Origin of the sequence: Winogradskyella pacifica, from assembly GCF_003386275.1 — a bacterium.
Lineage (GTDB): Bacteria > Bacteroidota > Bacteroidia > Flavobacteriales > Flavobacteriaceae > Winogradskyella > Winogradskyella pacifica.
Map to the genome: position 1 here is coordinate 118,412 of NZ_QREI01000004.1, position 14,948 is coordinate 133,359.

General features: G+C 31.9%; 17 protein-coding genes. 7 read left to right on the forward strand and 10 right to left on the reverse strand.

The genetic code is table 11. From position 1 onward, the window contains the following. Positions 1-125: 125 nt before the first annotated feature. On the reverse strand, positions 126-1,052 hold the full coding sequence (locus tag DFQ09_RS10030; RefSeq protein WP_115809921.1) for an alpha/beta hydrolase family protein: 927 nt from the start codon (positions 1,050-1,052) through the stop codon (positions 126-128). Positions 1,053-1,590: 538 nt separating this feature from the next. Here DFQ09_RS10030 and DFQ09_RS10035 point away from each other — a divergent pair. After that, on the forward strand, positions 1,591-2,271 hold the full coding sequence (locus DFQ09_RS10035; RefSeq protein ID WP_115809923.1) for a M15 family metallopeptidase: 681 nt from the start codon (positions 1,591-1,593) through the stop codon (positions 2,269-2,271). Position 2,272: 1 nt separating this feature from the next. Here the strand turns inward: DFQ09_RS10035 and DFQ09_RS10040 are convergent, their stop codons facing one another. The 4 genes from DFQ09_RS10040 to DFQ09_RS10055 all read right to left on the reverse strand — a co-directional run bounded on the left by DFQ09_RS10040 (position 2,273) and on the right by DFQ09_RS10055 (position 5,231). Further along, positions 2,273-3,448 (reverse strand): MFS transporter, encoded by a 1,176-nt coding sequence (locus tag DFQ09_RS10040; RefSeq protein ID WP_115809925.1) that lies wholly within the window; start codon positions 3,446-3,448, stop codon positions 2,273-2,275. 7 nt (positions 3,449-3,455) lie between these two features. Beyond that, positions 3,456-3,812: a DoxX family protein gene (locus DFQ09_RS10045; protein ID WP_115809927.1), complete on the reverse strand. Its 357-nt coding sequence runs from the start codon at positions 3,810-3,812 to the stop codon at positions 3,456-3,458. Continuing rightward, positions 3,805-4,782: a hypothetical protein gene (locus DFQ09_RS10050; RefSeq protein ID WP_115810355.1), complete on the reverse strand. Its 978-nt coding sequence runs from the start codon at positions 4,780-4,782 to the stop codon at positions 3,805-3,807. Before DFQ09_RS10050 ends, DFQ09_RS10045 begins: the two co-directional genes overlap by 8 nt. 104 nt (positions 4,783-4,886) lie before the next feature. After that, positions 4,887-5,231, reverse strand: coding sequence for a DUF6249 domain-containing protein (locus DFQ09_RS10055; RefSeq protein WP_115809929.1), 345 nt, complete (start codon positions 5,229-5,231; stop codon positions 4,887-4,889). 141 nt (positions 5,232-5,372) lie between these two features. Here DFQ09_RS10055 and DFQ09_RS10060 point away from each other — a divergent pair, with 141 nt between their 5' ends. Continuing rightward, positions 5,373-5,960 carry an RNA polymerase sigma factor gene (locus tag DFQ09_RS10060; RefSeq protein WP_115809931.1) on the forward strand — a complete coding sequence of 196 codons (588 nt, stop codon included), beginning with the start codon at positions 5,373-5,375 and terminating at the stop codon, positions 5,958-5,960. After that, positions 5,944-6,375, forward strand: a complete 432-nt coding sequence (locus tag DFQ09_RS10065; protein WP_115809933.1) for a hypothetical protein — start codon at positions 5,944-5,946, stop codon at positions 6,373-6,375. The genes DFQ09_RS10060 and DFQ09_RS10065 overlap by 17 nt, the downstream gene beginning before the upstream one ends. Here DFQ09_RS10065 and DFQ09_RS10070 read toward each other — a convergent pair. Continuing rightward, positions 6,347-7,663, reverse strand: coding sequence for a hypothetical protein (locus DFQ09_RS10070; RefSeq protein ID WP_115809935.1), 1,317 nt, complete (start codon positions 7,661-7,663; stop codon positions 6,347-6,349). The genes DFQ09_RS10065 and DFQ09_RS10070 overlap by 29 nt on opposite strands. A gap of 195 nt (positions 7,664-7,858) precedes the next feature. On the opposite strand from DFQ09_RS10070, the gene DFQ09_RS10075 reads away from it, so the two are divergent. Genes DFQ09_RS10075 through DFQ09_RS10090 form a run of 4 tightly spaced genes read left to right on the forward strand, consistent with a single transcriptional unit; the run spans position 7,859 to position 10,803 of the window. Next, entirely contained in the window at positions 7,859-8,500 is a 642-nt protein-coding gene (locus DFQ09_RS10075; protein ID WP_245940344.1) for an RNA polymerase sigma factor, read from the forward strand. Next, the gene (locus DFQ09_RS10080) at positions 8,484-9,005 is read left to right on the forward strand and encodes a hypothetical protein (protein ID WP_115809937.1); all 522 of its coding nucleotides are present in this window, start codon (positions 8,484-8,486) and stop codon (positions 9,003-9,005) included. Before DFQ09_RS10075 ends, DFQ09_RS10080 begins: the two co-directional genes overlap by 17 nt. Further along, positions 8,989-10,152, forward strand: a complete 1,164-nt coding sequence (locus DFQ09_RS10085) for a hypothetical protein (protein WP_115809939.1) — start codon at positions 8,989-8,991, stop codon at positions 10,150-10,152. The genes DFQ09_RS10080 and DFQ09_RS10085 overlap by 17 nt, the downstream gene beginning before the upstream one ends. 12 nt (positions 10,153-10,164) lie before the next feature. Continuing rightward, positions 10,165-10,803 carry a hypothetical protein gene (locus tag DFQ09_RS10090; protein ID WP_147298344.1) on the forward strand — a complete coding sequence of 213 codons (639 nt, stop codon included), beginning with the start codon at positions 10,165-10,167 and terminating at the stop codon, positions 10,801-10,803. A 95-nt stretch (positions 10,804-10,898) separates the two neighbouring features. Here DFQ09_RS10090 and DFQ09_RS10095 read toward each other — a convergent pair whose 3' ends face one another. From DFQ09_RS10095 to DFQ09_RS10110, 4 genes are all read right to left on the reverse strand, one after another. Beyond that, positions 10,899-12,134, reverse strand: coding sequence for a DEAD/DEAH box helicase (locus DFQ09_RS10095; protein ID WP_115809943.1), 1,236 nt, complete (start codon positions 12,132-12,134; stop codon positions 10,899-10,901). A gap of 192 nt (positions 12,135-12,326) precedes the next feature. After that, the gene (gene rlmF, locus DFQ09_RS10100) at positions 12,327-13,283 is read right to left on the reverse strand and encodes a 23S rRNA (adenine(1618)-N(6))-methyltransferase RlmF (protein WP_115809945.1); all 957 of its coding nucleotides are present in this window, start codon (positions 13,281-13,283) and stop codon (positions 12,327-12,329) included. A gap of 101 nt (positions 13,284-13,384) precedes the next feature. After that, complete coding sequence (locus tag DFQ09_RS10105) at positions 13,385-14,065, reverse strand: DUF4377 domain-containing protein (RefSeq protein WP_115809947.1); 681 nt, start codon at positions 14,063-14,065, stop codon at positions 13,385-13,387. Between the two features lie 94 nt (positions 14,066-14,159). After that, positions 14,160-14,942 (reverse strand): class I SAM-dependent methyltransferase, encoded by a 783-nt coding sequence (locus tag DFQ09_RS10110; protein WP_115809949.1) that lies wholly within the window; start codon positions 14,940-14,942, stop codon positions 14,160-14,162. Between the last annotated feature and the right edge of the window lie 6 nt (positions 14,943-14,948).

Genomic DNA, 14,948 nt, shown 5'->3' on the forward strand with positions numbered 1-14,948 from the left:
TTAGAAAAAGCATCTCGTGGTTGGGATGCTTTTCATTTTATTAGGTTAGTTAAGTTAAAAAAGCATCTCATTTCTGATATTTATCAGTAGAGATGCTTTTTGTAATTTAGGATATGTGAAAGCTGCTAAGACTTCATAAATGCAGTAATACGATTTAAAAGTTGCGGAGAGATAGCTCTAAAAGATTCGTTGTACGACTTTGAATTTTCTAAATCATCACCTGCGATTTCAAACAGTACATGGTTCATGTTTTCTATTATTAATAGTTCGGCTTCACTATTCGCTTCTTTTAAGACTTCGGCTTCACTAACAGAAACTTGAAGGTCTTTTGTGCCATTAACAATAAGGATGGGCATTTTTAACTCCTTAATAATGTCAGTAGGATTGTAAGCCATCCAATTCATCATAAACTCTTGTATGTCCGGACCAAATAGAGATCCTAATGCATCAGGATAGTCCGTTGTCGTTTTTCCTGTTTTTAATAAAGCGACAACGCGTTGTGTTTCTTCGCCCAATTTTGGAGCCATTTTAGTCACTTGTTCTATGAGTACATCTCCTATATTATTACCAGCACCTGCCAATGAGATAAAACCATCAGCTTTTTCTTTGGCAGACAACATGCCAACCAAACTACCTTGGCTATGTCCAACAATATAGATTTTATTATAAGTGCCTTTTTCTTTAAAATAATTTAATACATCTGAAGCATCATTCACAAAATCATCGAACATAATGTCCTTAGCGACTTTGTTTTGAAGAATTTGTTTAACGATGCGCTTATCATATCTAAATGTTGCAATACCATTTTCTGTAAGGCCTTCTGCTAATTTTTTTAAGGAGTTATTTTGAAGGAAGTTTTGGTTACCATTTCTATTAGTAGGACCAGAACCGGCTATGATAATTGCCAAATTTGGCTTGTCTATGGTTTTAGGAATAAGTAATGTGCCATCTATCCATTTTGAGATTGATACTTCTTCTTCATTATACGTTTTGTCTTGACTAAACCCAATAATGCTAATTGAACATAGAAAGAGAATTAAATAGTGTTTCATTTTTAAGTTTTTTAAGAGGTATAAAGTTAATTCATATTGAATTGAATTCTACATTTGTTTCAAATTTTATAGTGTCAATTTATTCTAGTCGGATGAATTTTGAAACGTATTTCATCGTTGAAATGCATCATTTCGTCTTGAAATGTTAAAATTATATGTATTTCAGCGATTAAATGTGTTTTTAAGCGTTGTAATTGAAAATGAATTATATATTTGACTCGTACTAAAATTTAGTTTTTAGTTCAATGGATTAATTAATTAATATTTGCCTTGTGTTTTGTTGACTTAGAGACCCTAAATCTACTAGCATAAAAAAAAGCAAATAAACGAAAACCGAGATTGAGGGATCTCGGTTTTTTGTTTTTTATAACTTCAAGTTCGTCAGTGTCCAACTTCAATTTTAGATAATTTTAAGTTCAGAAAAATACTTCTATGACAATTTTTAATTGTCATTATTTAGTTTTTAATTCCAACGCTTATAATGTTGCTTCACTAAAATAAGTTCCTACTGTATTTTTTATTAATTTAGTATTTTGATATGAATTACAAAACACTACTATATTTAGGAAGTTTAATCCTATTGACTTTCGGGTTTCAACAAAAGCAAACGTTACCAGATGGCTTTGTGTATGCCAAATCTGTGATTCCAGATTTAGATGTGGAATTAAGATATTTCTCGCAAAACAATTTTGTTGGTGACACCATAGATGGTTATAATGCAAATCGCTTAATCGTAACTAAAGGGACTGCTGAAAAATTAAAATTGGTCCAAGACGAATTACAAGAACAAAATCTTTGTCTCAAGGTTTATGATGGTTACCGTCCGCAACGTGCAGTGAATCATTTTATAACTTGGGCTCGCAAGCTGAATGATACCGTTAACAAAGCCATTTTTTATCCTGAAGTTCAAAAGAAAAACCTATTTAAATCAGGTTATATTGCATCTCGGTCTGGTCATAGTAGAGGTAGTACAGTTGATTTAACGATTACTGATGGAGAAACAGGGGAGCCTTTAGATATGGGCAGTCCGTATGATTTTTTTGGTGAAGCTTCTTGGGTTGCTCATGATGCCTTAACCGACGAGCAAAAGAAAAACAGACAGTTATTACAAACTGTAATGCTGAAACATAATTTTAGAAACTACTCAAAAGAGTGGTGGCATTTTACACTTCGTTGGGAGCCTTTTCCTAAAACCTATTTTGATTTTGAAGTAGAGTAACCTAGGTTTTCTTTAAGTAGATCAACCCGATAATAGGACCTAAAGCTAGAGTCATAAACGCATACTGCGATAGGTGATTCGTTGTGATTAAAAAGTTTAATAATTGAATACTCACAATGGTTATTGAAAAACCGATACAATTAACTATCGTTAATGCAGTACCAATAGATTGTACTTCGCAATTTTGAGCGACCAATGTAGAAAACAAAGGTGAATCTGCAATAACTGCCATTCCCCAAATTATCAAAAAGGTAATAAACAAAGGTGTAGAGCTTACCATAAAGAATACTGGTGAAAGCAAACAGCAAAGACCTGATATTGTTAGTGCTAAAATAGCCGTTTTTTTAATGCCTAGTTTATGAGAAATAAAACCACCTAAAATACAAGACACCGTTCCTGAGGCAATTACAATAAAAGAATATAAAGGTACATTCAGTGATGCATTATGAAGTTCTGAATGCATTATTAGTAGTATCGGTACAAATGTCCAAAAGGCATAAAGCTCCCACATGTGTCCAAAATACCCGAATGCTGCAGAGCGAAAGCTCGGTTTTTTAAAAACGTTTATAATCTTAGACATATCAAATGTATCAGCAAGCTTTTGGTAAGGACCGTTAGGAACTAATATAACAATGAGAAAGCCTCCAATTAAAGCTAATGTAGAGGTTGTCCATATTACGGTTTCCCATTTAAGATTAAATTCAAAAGACTGAATGAGATAAGGGAATGCAGTACCTAAAACTAATGCTGCAATTAAAAAACTGAGTGATTTTCCTAAGCCTTTCTCAAAATGATCTGCTGCAATTTTCATTCCTACAGGATATATACCTGCCAAGCAAAATCCAGTGAGAAACCTAAAAATCAATAATGTGAAAATCGTATTATTAGAATAAAGGATGCCAAGATTAAATGCGGCTCCTAAAAGAGCACAGATAAAAAACACACGAGATGGTGAAAATCGGTCGCTTAATGTAAAAACAGCAAAGATAAAAGTGCCGATAATGAATCCGAATTGTACAGAAGAACTGATGTAGCCTAAGGATTCTGAATTAAGATTAAAGAACGCAATTAAATCATCTGTAATAGCGTTTCCTGCAAACCATAAAGACGTACAACAAAACTGAGAAAAGATAATTATGGGTAAAACCCATTTGTGGGTGCTGAATTTGGTTTTCAAAATACCTTTAATTTAAATACGTATAAGCCCAATACATCAACCCAAACTGAAGTGGTAAACGTAATATTAAAATCCATTTCGGAATTCCGGCAGCTGCTTTTTCACTAGATAGCATGTACACATGAACTAGAAGAAATACGGCGAGCATTGCCATAATACCATAAATAGAAAATGCTTTTACTGCGGGAATACACAAACCTATGCCTAAGACTATTTCGGCAACTCCACTCAAGTACACTAAGGCCTTATGGTTTGGTAAATATCTAGGCATAATCCGCATATACATTTTTGGCCTTAAAAAGTGCATTAGCCCTCCAAAAATATAGATAGCCGCCATGATGTATAATCCAATAGACTCATTCATCTTTATAGGTTTTGTAGGTGAGACCGATACCGTAATTAAAAAGATTCTTGTCTAATAAGCTCGATTTAAACTGATTGCCTTTTTCAAACTTAACCCAATTATTTCCATTGATAAATACGCGTTTGATATAAGTGTTTTTCGCTTCAACTTCATCTGTGAATGGTAATAATGGTCTAAAGTTGGTCGGGATTTTAACAACACCTCCAGTTTTAGAAACAATCTCTTTGTACTTTTTGTTAGGAAGTAGTTTTCCGTCTTTATTAGTATAGCCTAAAACTTGTAATGATACAAAAAAACCATTTTCAGGAATGTAGATGCTATAATCATCAACATTTAAGTCATAAGCGTCCCCATCTTTTTCTGTGGCTCTAAAAACAATGGTTTCGTTAGTAAGCACATTACCAGGAACACCATTATTGTTATCGTAAAATTTCACTTTAAATAAAGTAGAGAACTTCTTCTTTTCGCTATTAGAACGGTTACGTTTTTCCCAATCTTTAGATTCTAACGCAATCGGAAATAATACATGCGTCAGTTTTTGATCTTTAGAAGTGGTTTTAGGGAAATAAACAGCAATTTCAGATTCTATGGTGGGTAGCCAGCAATTATAATAATCGTCATCTAAAGAGGGTTTCAGTTTTTCTTCTTTAAATTTTCGATCTATTTTATTCGCAATCATAACCGCATCTAGTTGATGAGCTTCGGGTTGCATTAATAAATATTGTGGTAAATTATTTGTTGCAACATTGAGGTCCTTAAAACCTAAAGCCGAAATAAATAACGAATCAATATCCGGATATAATTTTTTTGTAAAGATAAATTGACCTTCATCATCAGCAAAAACACCGTTACCATTACCAAAAGAAATGGTTGCGTAACTGACAGGGTAAGAGGTTATACTGTCTTTAATTGTTATTTGAGCAAACGAGATTTGCCCAATAAATACTAGAATAAATAAAAATTTCTGCATGGTTAAGCTTATAGATTTTAAAGATACATTATTTATAGGCATAAAAAAATGCCTCAATCGAACTTTGGAAGAGGCATTATACACTGTTTGGTTGATTAAGTTGATTACTCTTTATCTAAGTTCTTAGTCATTATATACCCTATAAATAAGCTTATGCCAGCCGTTGTAAACGTGACTCCAGGATAAATGGCGTCAGGAACTACAGCTAAACTCTTCTCTAATATTGAAGCGATAAGCATACCAAGACCAATTCCCATTAATAATAAGGCAAGATTTAATAAGATAACTTTCCAAATTGGAGATTTTGAGTGTCCTCTCAGAAATATTGAGGCATCTGCACCTTTCTCAATAAGTGCTAAGCGTTCTTTGTTCCTCGTAGAAAGGTATAAATAGATTATTCCAAAAATGACTAGAAACATGCTAATTGGTACTAAGATTCCTTCATTCATAATGTTTGATTTTTAATTGATTAATTTTAAATGTTTTAGCTTATGACGACAAGTTTTAAGAAAAGGTTACAACTTTTAATGAAAAAATATTTTTTATAAATTAGTGTAACCTTATACTATATTCTGTCGTCTTAAAGATGAATGACCACTAACGACGACCAGCAATTAATTGAGGCTATTAGCCAAGGAGATACTAAGGCCTATGCCCAATTAGTTGATCACTATAAAGATATGGTCTTTTCTTTGGCTTTGAGTATGCTTAAACATAGAGAAGAAGCTGAGGAGGTTGCACAAGATACTTTTATTAAAGTATTTAGGTCTTTAAATAGGTTTAAAGGAGATTCTAAATTCTCTACTTGGATATATAGAGTGACTTATAATACCTGTTTAGACCGTATAAAAAAGAACAAAAAGCATTATAATGATGTCGAAATAGATACGTTTACATTTAATAAAATAAGTACAATTGATAACGCCTTAGATCTTATGATTAAGGAAGAAAAAAGTGTTTTAATAAAGAAATGCATAGATAAATTACCAGAAGAGACTAGTACATTATTAATGTTGTTTTATTTTGAAGACTTGTCTTTAGATGAAATAGCTATGATTGTAAATATTGAAACAAATACGGTTAAAGTGAAACTCTTTAGAGCACGCAAGAAGTTAGCAGTTATTTTAGAACAGTATTTACATCCTGAAAATAATTTGAATTATGGAAAAGGGAAATAAAGAATTAGAAGCATTTATAGAAAAAATTATGTCTACTGAAAGTTTAGAGCAACCTTCAGTAGAATTTACAGATAACATAATGTCTAAGGTTAAAGCTATTTCTAATTCAAAGACAATAGTTTATAAGCCATTAATCCCAACTTATATTTGGATCGTAATTATAGGAAGTTTTTTATGGCTAGTAGGTTGTATTTACTTAAACGAATCTGTTACTAGTGTTTCATGGCTAGAACGTTTTACCTCCATAAAAAAAGTAATAGATCCTTTGGCAACTTTAACATTTGGCGCTTCTAAAATATTAATTTATACAGTTGTATTGTTTACTGTAATGTTAAGTATTCAAATACCCTTATTAAAGCAGTATTTTAATAAACGAATGATGGTTTTTAATCAGGATAATACCAAAATGGTATAGAAACTTCAGTTTTTGATATAGTAGCTGAAGCTTTTAGTTCCTTGCGTTTTACATGTAACATATGTTTACCGTCATCTATGTTTTTTATACCAATATAGGTTTCAAACCCATTTTGCTTTTTTATGGTTTTACCAAGTACAAAATCGGTTTTATACAGAGTAGAATCAATTTCAACAGAATAGAGCGTATTAAATGTGGTTAAATAGTCACTTTTTAATGAGCTATCATTGGATCCAGAATTCATGGAGCCTATTTCTGAAGTAATTCCTCTGGTGTCTTCCTCTGGTTTTAAACTCGGATTAAATCGGTAAATTTCATCTTCTATTGATTTATCAAAAGCTATAAATACTTTAACGTACGGATCGCTTATAACTTTACTATTAATAGCAATATTTTTAATAAAATCAGATTCCTCAACTAACATATCTTCGTAATTTAAAGAATTAGAAATGTTATTGCTCGAGTCCTCAATAAAATTAAAATAGTTAGATTGATTGTAATATAAGGAAGTCATCCATATCAATAAAATATAAATAGGAACTAAAAAGAGGCTCAGGCGTTTTCCAAATTTATTGTCTAAAAAATTATAAATTAATGGTCGGTACAAGAAGGAAAGTGTGATAATGCTAAAAACCCAGTAGAAAGGAAAATATACTTTACTAAGCCATTTTTTCTTTTTTAAATAACCGAGAGTAATAAAGTCGATAAAAGTTAGTAGCATACCAATAACTAAAAATGCTAAAAGGATAATGCCAACGTAAGTAGAAAAATCACGAAAGGTATGACCATTTAAAAATACCGAAACTATTGTAGCAATTGACCCAATGATTAGAACAAGAGCGAGTAAATAAAAGATGAGTAAAAACGTGATTGCGAAAATGATGCTACAATAGTCTTCTAATCTTGCAATATACCTATCAAAAGAACCTACTTTTATTTTTAGATAGTTGCTAAATCGTCTGGTGTAATTTAAGGTGTCGTATTCAATGTCTCCAGAAACATACCGTAATCCTAACGCACCAATCCATAAGCCTCGTAAAAGCACATGTAGTAGTAAGTTAAAAATTAATATGGAACACGCAGAAAGTGCAAGAATTAAAATCAACGTAAAAAACAGATTATTATCGTTTTGAGACTGGTGATAGGCCATTTTCATTTCTAAAGCTGGATAGGCTGAGAATAATCCAAAAATAGCAAAACCAGAAATCAGTAATTCTAATTGCCAGCTCTCTTCTTGTAATCGATCTAATAATTTTTTAAACGCAGGTTTCTTGTAATCGTCGCTCATCTTTATATTGGGTAGATTGAAATTCAGGTTAAATTTAGACATATTCAATTAAAATCAATCTTTTTTATCCTATTTTGAAACCCTTTCCAAATTCCATCGTTTTTATATTAGAATTCAACTTGATTTTTTGTTTTAAGCAGAAAATGAGAAGAAATTTATTCAGACGAGTCTATTTTTGAAAGTCATAGCATAGCTATGAGAAAAAAAATAGATGAAGAATGTGTGAGTTTTAGCCATTTTTTAGGAAATAGAAAAAGTCAATATGAGTTCTTAAAACCGCTAACCAATCCAATGCAGAAATTAGAAACTAAACTTATTAAGCTTTGCAAAAAAGGAAATCAAGTTGCGCAAATGCAAGTTTATGATAAGTATAGTCAAGCTATGTTCACCATTGCCTGTCGATATTTAAGTGAAGAAGATGCCAAAGATGCGATGCAAGAAGGCTTTTTAAAAGCGTTTAGACATATTGAAACTTATAAACCCGAATCCACCTTTGGTGCTTGGTTAAAACGCATTATCATTAACCAGTGTTTAGACGTTTTAAAGAAAAATAAACTAGAGTTTGAAGCGGTTGAGGTGTCAGAATTGCAGATTTCGAATGAAGATGATTGGCAATTTGATACTTCAATTACGAAGCAAGAGATTTTATTTGCCATTGAGCAGTTAAACGAAAAACATAGAATTGTAGTAAAGCTTTATTTATTAGAAGGCTACGATCACGAAGAGATTTCAGAGATATTAGAAATTCCCACAAAAACATCACGTACACATCTAAGACGTGGTAAATTAAAGTTACAAGATCTATTAAAAGATAAGTATAATGAAGCAAGATATTAGAACCTTATTTACAGAGGAGGACGATTTAAAAGCGCTTCCTAAAAATCATAGAAGTGAATTTGCAGATAAGCTTAAAAGGCAATCCAAACCAAAGCAGAATCCTTATACTTGGTTAAGTGCTGCTGCTATTTTAATTGTTGCATTAACTATAGGGTTTAATGTTATGGACATGGAAGCAAAACCAGATCCCAATCAAGTGTCACCAATTATAGCACAAGTTGAAGCTGTTGAAGCAGCATATCTTAAAGATATAGAGACCGAATGGCAGAGTTTTTTAACCATCGCAGATGATGCTGTTTTGGTAGAACGGTTTAGAAAAAAGCTGAAAGACTTAGATACAGATTACAAAGCTATTTCTGTTCAGTTTAAAGACGATTCTAATAACATTTTAGTTATTGAAGCACTCGTTGAAAATCTTCAAACGCGATTGCAGATTTTAAAAGACATTCAAAAGCACATCAACATATTAAATCAAAAAAACGAACAGTATGAAAACACCATTTAAAATTTTAGCACTGATGCTCATCACATCAGTTATGCTAAATGCACAGCAACATAAGATTCATACGGAGTCTTTTACGGCTGATAGAAATACCACAGCCATTTTTAATTTAGATAATATTACAGTTGCGTTGGAGGAGTCTACAGATGGAAATCTTCATGTGGATTATATTATGGAATTTGATGGGTATTCAAAGAAAGAAATTAATGCCTTTTTAGATGAGATAAAAGTAGAGGTCGGTAAATTTGATAATCATATTACACTCAGTGCGAGTAGTAAAAATAAAATTTCAATCGAAACTTATGAATTTAAAACAACAGATGCTATTACTATAAACCAATCATTTTTTGAGTCTAAAAAGGATTCTGTTAGTCGTAAATCATTAGATGCATTACGTTTAGAAATAGAACAGAATAATCACAGCATACAAAGTAATTCTTTGAAATATATTAACGACCGTTTTAAAAAAGTAGATAAAAATGGTAATATATCTAATTTTAAAAAAGGTGGTGTAAAAATGATACGAAGTCGTTTTATAATTAAAATTCCACCCTATTTAAAGTTAACAGTTAATGCCAAAGAATCAGGATTATATATAGGATATCATTTCAGAAATGAATTGACAGGAACACTGATTGGTGGCACTTTAAAAACCAAAGAAATCTCAAATCCATATAATAAGTTTAAGATTGAAAATGCAACATTGGAAACTATAGCAATTGAAGGTGGTGATTTTGAATTTATTAATGTGAAAAATGGTAAAATAGGAAGTGTGCAAAACACAAAAATTACCTCAGAGTTTTCTAAAGTTGAAATTGGAGAAATTCAAAATAACACAACAATAACAGACTTTAATAGTGAATACTATTTTTATAATTGGGATTCAAATTTTAAACGCTTTAATCTGTATTCTGAATATTCTAAAATCCATTTTTTCTATCCTGATTTAGATTTCAGTTTTAAGGCCATTGGTAACAATACTAAGAATTTTGTGGGAAATTATAAAATAGAAATGCAACCCACGAGCAAAGGTGAGAAGTATAGTATGATGGAAAGAAAACCAAGTGGCAAAGGAAATTTTTCGGGTGAAATTTACTTCGATATTATTCATGGTATTATTTATACCTACAACGATTCAATCAAAAAATAAAACAATTAAGTTATGAAAAGATTTCTAATTATTACTGTCGCATTAACGTGCTTCAGCGGATTGCTAGCACAACAAAAAGAAGCTGATTCTAAAACGGATTCATCTTTAAAAATGACAACTGAATATGCATCAGATATTGAAGAAATAAACGATCTTTTAAGTTTTGAAGGCATTGATTATATGAAGTTGAAATTTTCAGGCGAACAACTTAAAGGGAAAAGTTATCAGCTCTCAGTCAAGGAAATTTGGGATGGTAAAATAGTGTCTGATACCACCATTATAAATAGTAAAACGATTGGCTATAAACAGTTTGAGACCTTAAATGACACGGTGTTTAAAATGAAAGTGATATCAAAACGAACCAATGATAACCAACTGAAAATGACTTTTAAATTTCCTAGATTTAGTATCACTAAAAATTATGATGCTATCGACTCTGATAATTACAGTTTAAGAAATTTAGTAGATGAAAGCAGTTTAGAAATCGACTATAACAAGTCATTTTATCTGTTAGCCTATATTTTACCTTACGAAAGAGAAGATGGTTCTTTGTCTTGGTGTGACGTTGGTACATCTGGTGATGCTATTGAAAAATGGGGTGAAAAGTTCGGCATAAAACACTATTTACTTTTCGAAATGAAATTTGAATAATTCCATTATTATATAAACAAAAAAAAGCACTTAGGATCATTAAGTGCTTTTTTGTTTTTTTGCCAACAGCCAACAGCCAACAGCCAACAGCTATTCTAATACCAACGCTTCTTCTTCTTCTTAGAAGCTTCACTTTTACGACCTTTTTTATACTTACTACCTTGTCTTTTATGCACAACAGGTTCCGCTTTTGGATCTAGCGGATAAGGATGATCGGTTACTACAGGAATCTGAACATTAATAGCTTGTTCTATCTTTTTTACATAATTCTTCTCATCAGCAGAACACAGTGAATACGCATTACCTGTATGTCCCGCTCTACCAGTTCTACCAATTCTATGCACATAAGTTTCGGGTATGCCTGGCATATCAAAATTAAGAACGTTATCTAGTTCATTAATATCAATACCACGTGCCGCAACATCTGTAGCAATAAGAATTTTAACGTAACCGTTTTTAAACTTATTTAAAGCGGTTTGTCTTTCACTTTGTGGTTTATCACCATGAATACTATTTACAGAGAATCCGTTTTTTAATAAGGTTTCTTCAAGCTTATCAACGCCATTTCTAGTACGTCTAAAAATAAGAACACTTCCTTCAATAGTGTTGCGCATTAAATGTAAACACAGTTCAATTTTATTTTGCTTAGGCACATAATACAATAGCTGACTTACATCTTTTGCTACAGATTTTGTTGGTGTTACATCTATACGTTCAGGATCTTTAAGCAAGGTATTGGCTAATTCTTCAATTTTATACGGAATCGTTGCCGAGAATAATAAGGTTTGCTTTTCTTGAGGACAAAGACGTTCTATCTTTTTTACATCATCAATAAAGCCCATGGCTAACATTAAATCGGCTTCATCTAAAACAAAGGTTTCAATGAAATCGAGATTAATATAATCTTGTTTGTGTAAATCGAGTAAACGACCAGGAGTTGCGACTAAAATATCAACACCTTTTTTTAATATATCTATTTGAGGTTCTATCGAAGCGCCACCAAATACGACTAAAGACGTTAGATTGGTAAACTCAGCATAGGTTTTAAAATTCTTATAAATTTGTATGGCTAATTCCCGTGTCGGACTTATAATCAACGCTCTTATTTTCTTACCCTTTTTTGGTGCATCTTGCTTATCGTACAATTTTTGCAAAATAGGTAAGGCAAAAGCAGCTGTTTTTCCTGTACCTGTTTGTGCAGATACGATAACATCCTTGCCTTCTAATATAATTGGAATAGACCGTTGTTGTACCAAAGTAGGTTCAACATAACCAGAAGCTGCAACAGCTTTTTGAATCGGTTTTATAAGATGTAAGTCTTTAAATGACATAAGTATTGTGTTTGTGACAAAGGTAGAATATTTGTTAATTCAAACTTTGGTATAAAAATATTAAAATTACAAACCACGTCAGTTTGAGTGATTTGTGAAGTATCAGCAAATGACATCGAGAACCATATTGATTCAATTACTTCTCGAAACATTCCGCTGAAAAAAAGGATTACTCTAAGTAACGTAATCTTACTAAAAACGTTCTTTTATCCAATCGCTTTGTTCTTGTTCTGTTAAAAAAGTCCAAGCGATAAATCTACTGATTTTATGGCCTTGTCCCATTTCAATAGTTTTTACAACTGTCGCATTTACTTTTTCTAAAACTTTATAAGTTGGTTTTAGCGTCACTTCTTTCGAAATTAAACTTGTAAACCAGAAGCATTGTTTGCCAAAATGCTTACTTTCATAAATCATGTCTTTTACAAAACGAGCTTCACCACCTTTGGTCCATAATTCGTTATGCTGTCCGCCAAAATTTAAAAGTGCTTTATTAGGGCGTTTCCCTTTAAGGTTCCTTTGTTTTTTTAAGCTTGCTTTTTGAGCATCTTCTGCAGACGCATGAAACGGTGGATTACAAATAGAGAAATCTACTTTTTCTTCAGGTTTTAGAATGTCATAAAAAAAGTTGTTCGCTTTTTCTTGACGTCTAATTTCTAGAGTAGATCTTAAGTCATAATTTTTCTGTTCAATTTCTTTCGCAGATATAATAGCGGCTTCATCGGTATCACTTCCTATAAATGACCAACCGTATTCATGATGACCAATAATAGGGTAAATACAATTGGCACCAACACCAATATCGATACCTTTAATATGATTTCCTTTAGGAATAACACTGCCTTCACCTTTTAAAAGGTCGGCAATATTATGAATGTAATCTGCTCTTCCTGGAATAGGTGGACATAAATAATGCTCAGGAATATCCCAGTAGTCTAATCCGTAATGGTGAATTAATAAAGCTTTGTTCAATGCTTTTACAGCCGCAGGATTAAAAAAATCGATGGAATCGTCACCGTATTTATTAGGTGCAACATAAGGACTTAATTTTGGTGAACTTTTTATAAGTGCGTCAAAATTGTATCGTGATCTATGTTGATTTCTTGGGTGAAGTTCTGATTTTACTTCAGGATGCTGTTTTTTCTTTTCCAATACTTAATAATTTATGGAGGCAAAGATAGTGGAAAAGAAATTGGGTTATTGAGACCTAAGCCTAAATAACCCAATTCATTTTGAATATAATAACAATGAAATTAATCTACTTTTTTGAAACGTAACGTTTCGTCACCAGCTTCATTGTAAAAAGATAACGTTAGCCCTTCTTTTTTATACGTTGAAATGCTATTAAATGCCTTGTCAAAACGATCTGGAATTGCCATATCCATACACATTTTTCGAGTGGATGCCATAGCTCCAAACTCAATAGTATCAGAAGTGATGTTTTTTATTTGTCCGGTATAATTATTACAGCCATTAGTTCCAGAAGCGCGCATTTCAGTTGTGTTAATTTCAAGAGTTGGCACAGTGGTTGTGCTTTCAATCGCTTTTCCATTAATATGTGTTGTTGCCCAAATATCGTGAATCGCTAATTTAGGGTCTTGCTTTTTTTCTAACACTTTTATAAGATCATATTGAATTGAAGACGCATCAGCAGGAACACCTTCAGCATCTAATTGTGTTTCTGTGACTTCAATTTTTTGTAAGTAACCAGGTTCAAAAGTGAAACCATTTATAGGGGCATAAAAATTAGACCATTCTGCATTTTCATGATTCTCGGCTTTTGAAACCTGCAGACATGTTGTTTTTCCGGCTCCTGCGTCGCAGTCTACTTTAGCACTGTTTACCCAATAGGTTGCCGTTGTTTTTTTTGTAGAACCACAAGAGGATAGGACTGTGGCTAAAATAATAATTGGAAGGTTTTGTAATAATTTCATGTTTATGTTTTAGTTGTTTAGGGTATAAGTTTCAAAAGTCTTGCCAAGATTTTTTCTTAAAAGTTAAAAGAATGTTATAATGATTATCTTCAATCTAATTCTTACCAATGATGTATAGGTAATCGCCTAAATCATTTTCATAAGACTTCATTATATCATTTATTTTTCCGCTATCAATGTCGCGTCGTAGCGAGACTAAACCAGTTTTAATTTCATCTATAATTGCTAATGTACTAAAAGAAGAGATGCCATGTCTTATACTTTTATCAAAATATAATTCTGGATTTTGTTTTCCACAATACAGAAATTGATCTTTTAAATCGGGTTGGATGCTATAGATTTCCGTTTTTGTAATGTTAATATCTGCAAAATTTAAAGCATTTTCAATAAGTTTTAGTGAAGGCATTTGTGAAATAGAATCTTCCATCATTTTTGGAAAATAATGATTCAACCAATAACCTTTCATTTGTTCTGGAGTTGAAGTGAAAATTACAATTTCACCATTCGGTTTTAAAACATAAGCTAACTCAGAAAACGCTTGCATAAGATTAGACCAATGATGAATAGTTAAGGATGCTATGATGCCATCAACACTATTTTGTGGTAAGTCTGTTTTCTCTGCTGTACCAATATTCCATTGAATATTTTGATTTTTAGATTGTGCTTTTTGAAGCATTTCAATAGACGGATCAATACCAATACATTGAAATCCTTTTTTCTGAAACTCTGACGTATAATTACCAGTGCCACAACCAATATCTAAATACAATCCATCTTTATTCGGATTAAGATGTTTTAATAATTGTGATGTTAAATACGGATCTGCTTTTCGAGTTTGGTTATAATTGATTCCTATTTTGTTGTATTTGGATGACATAAATTG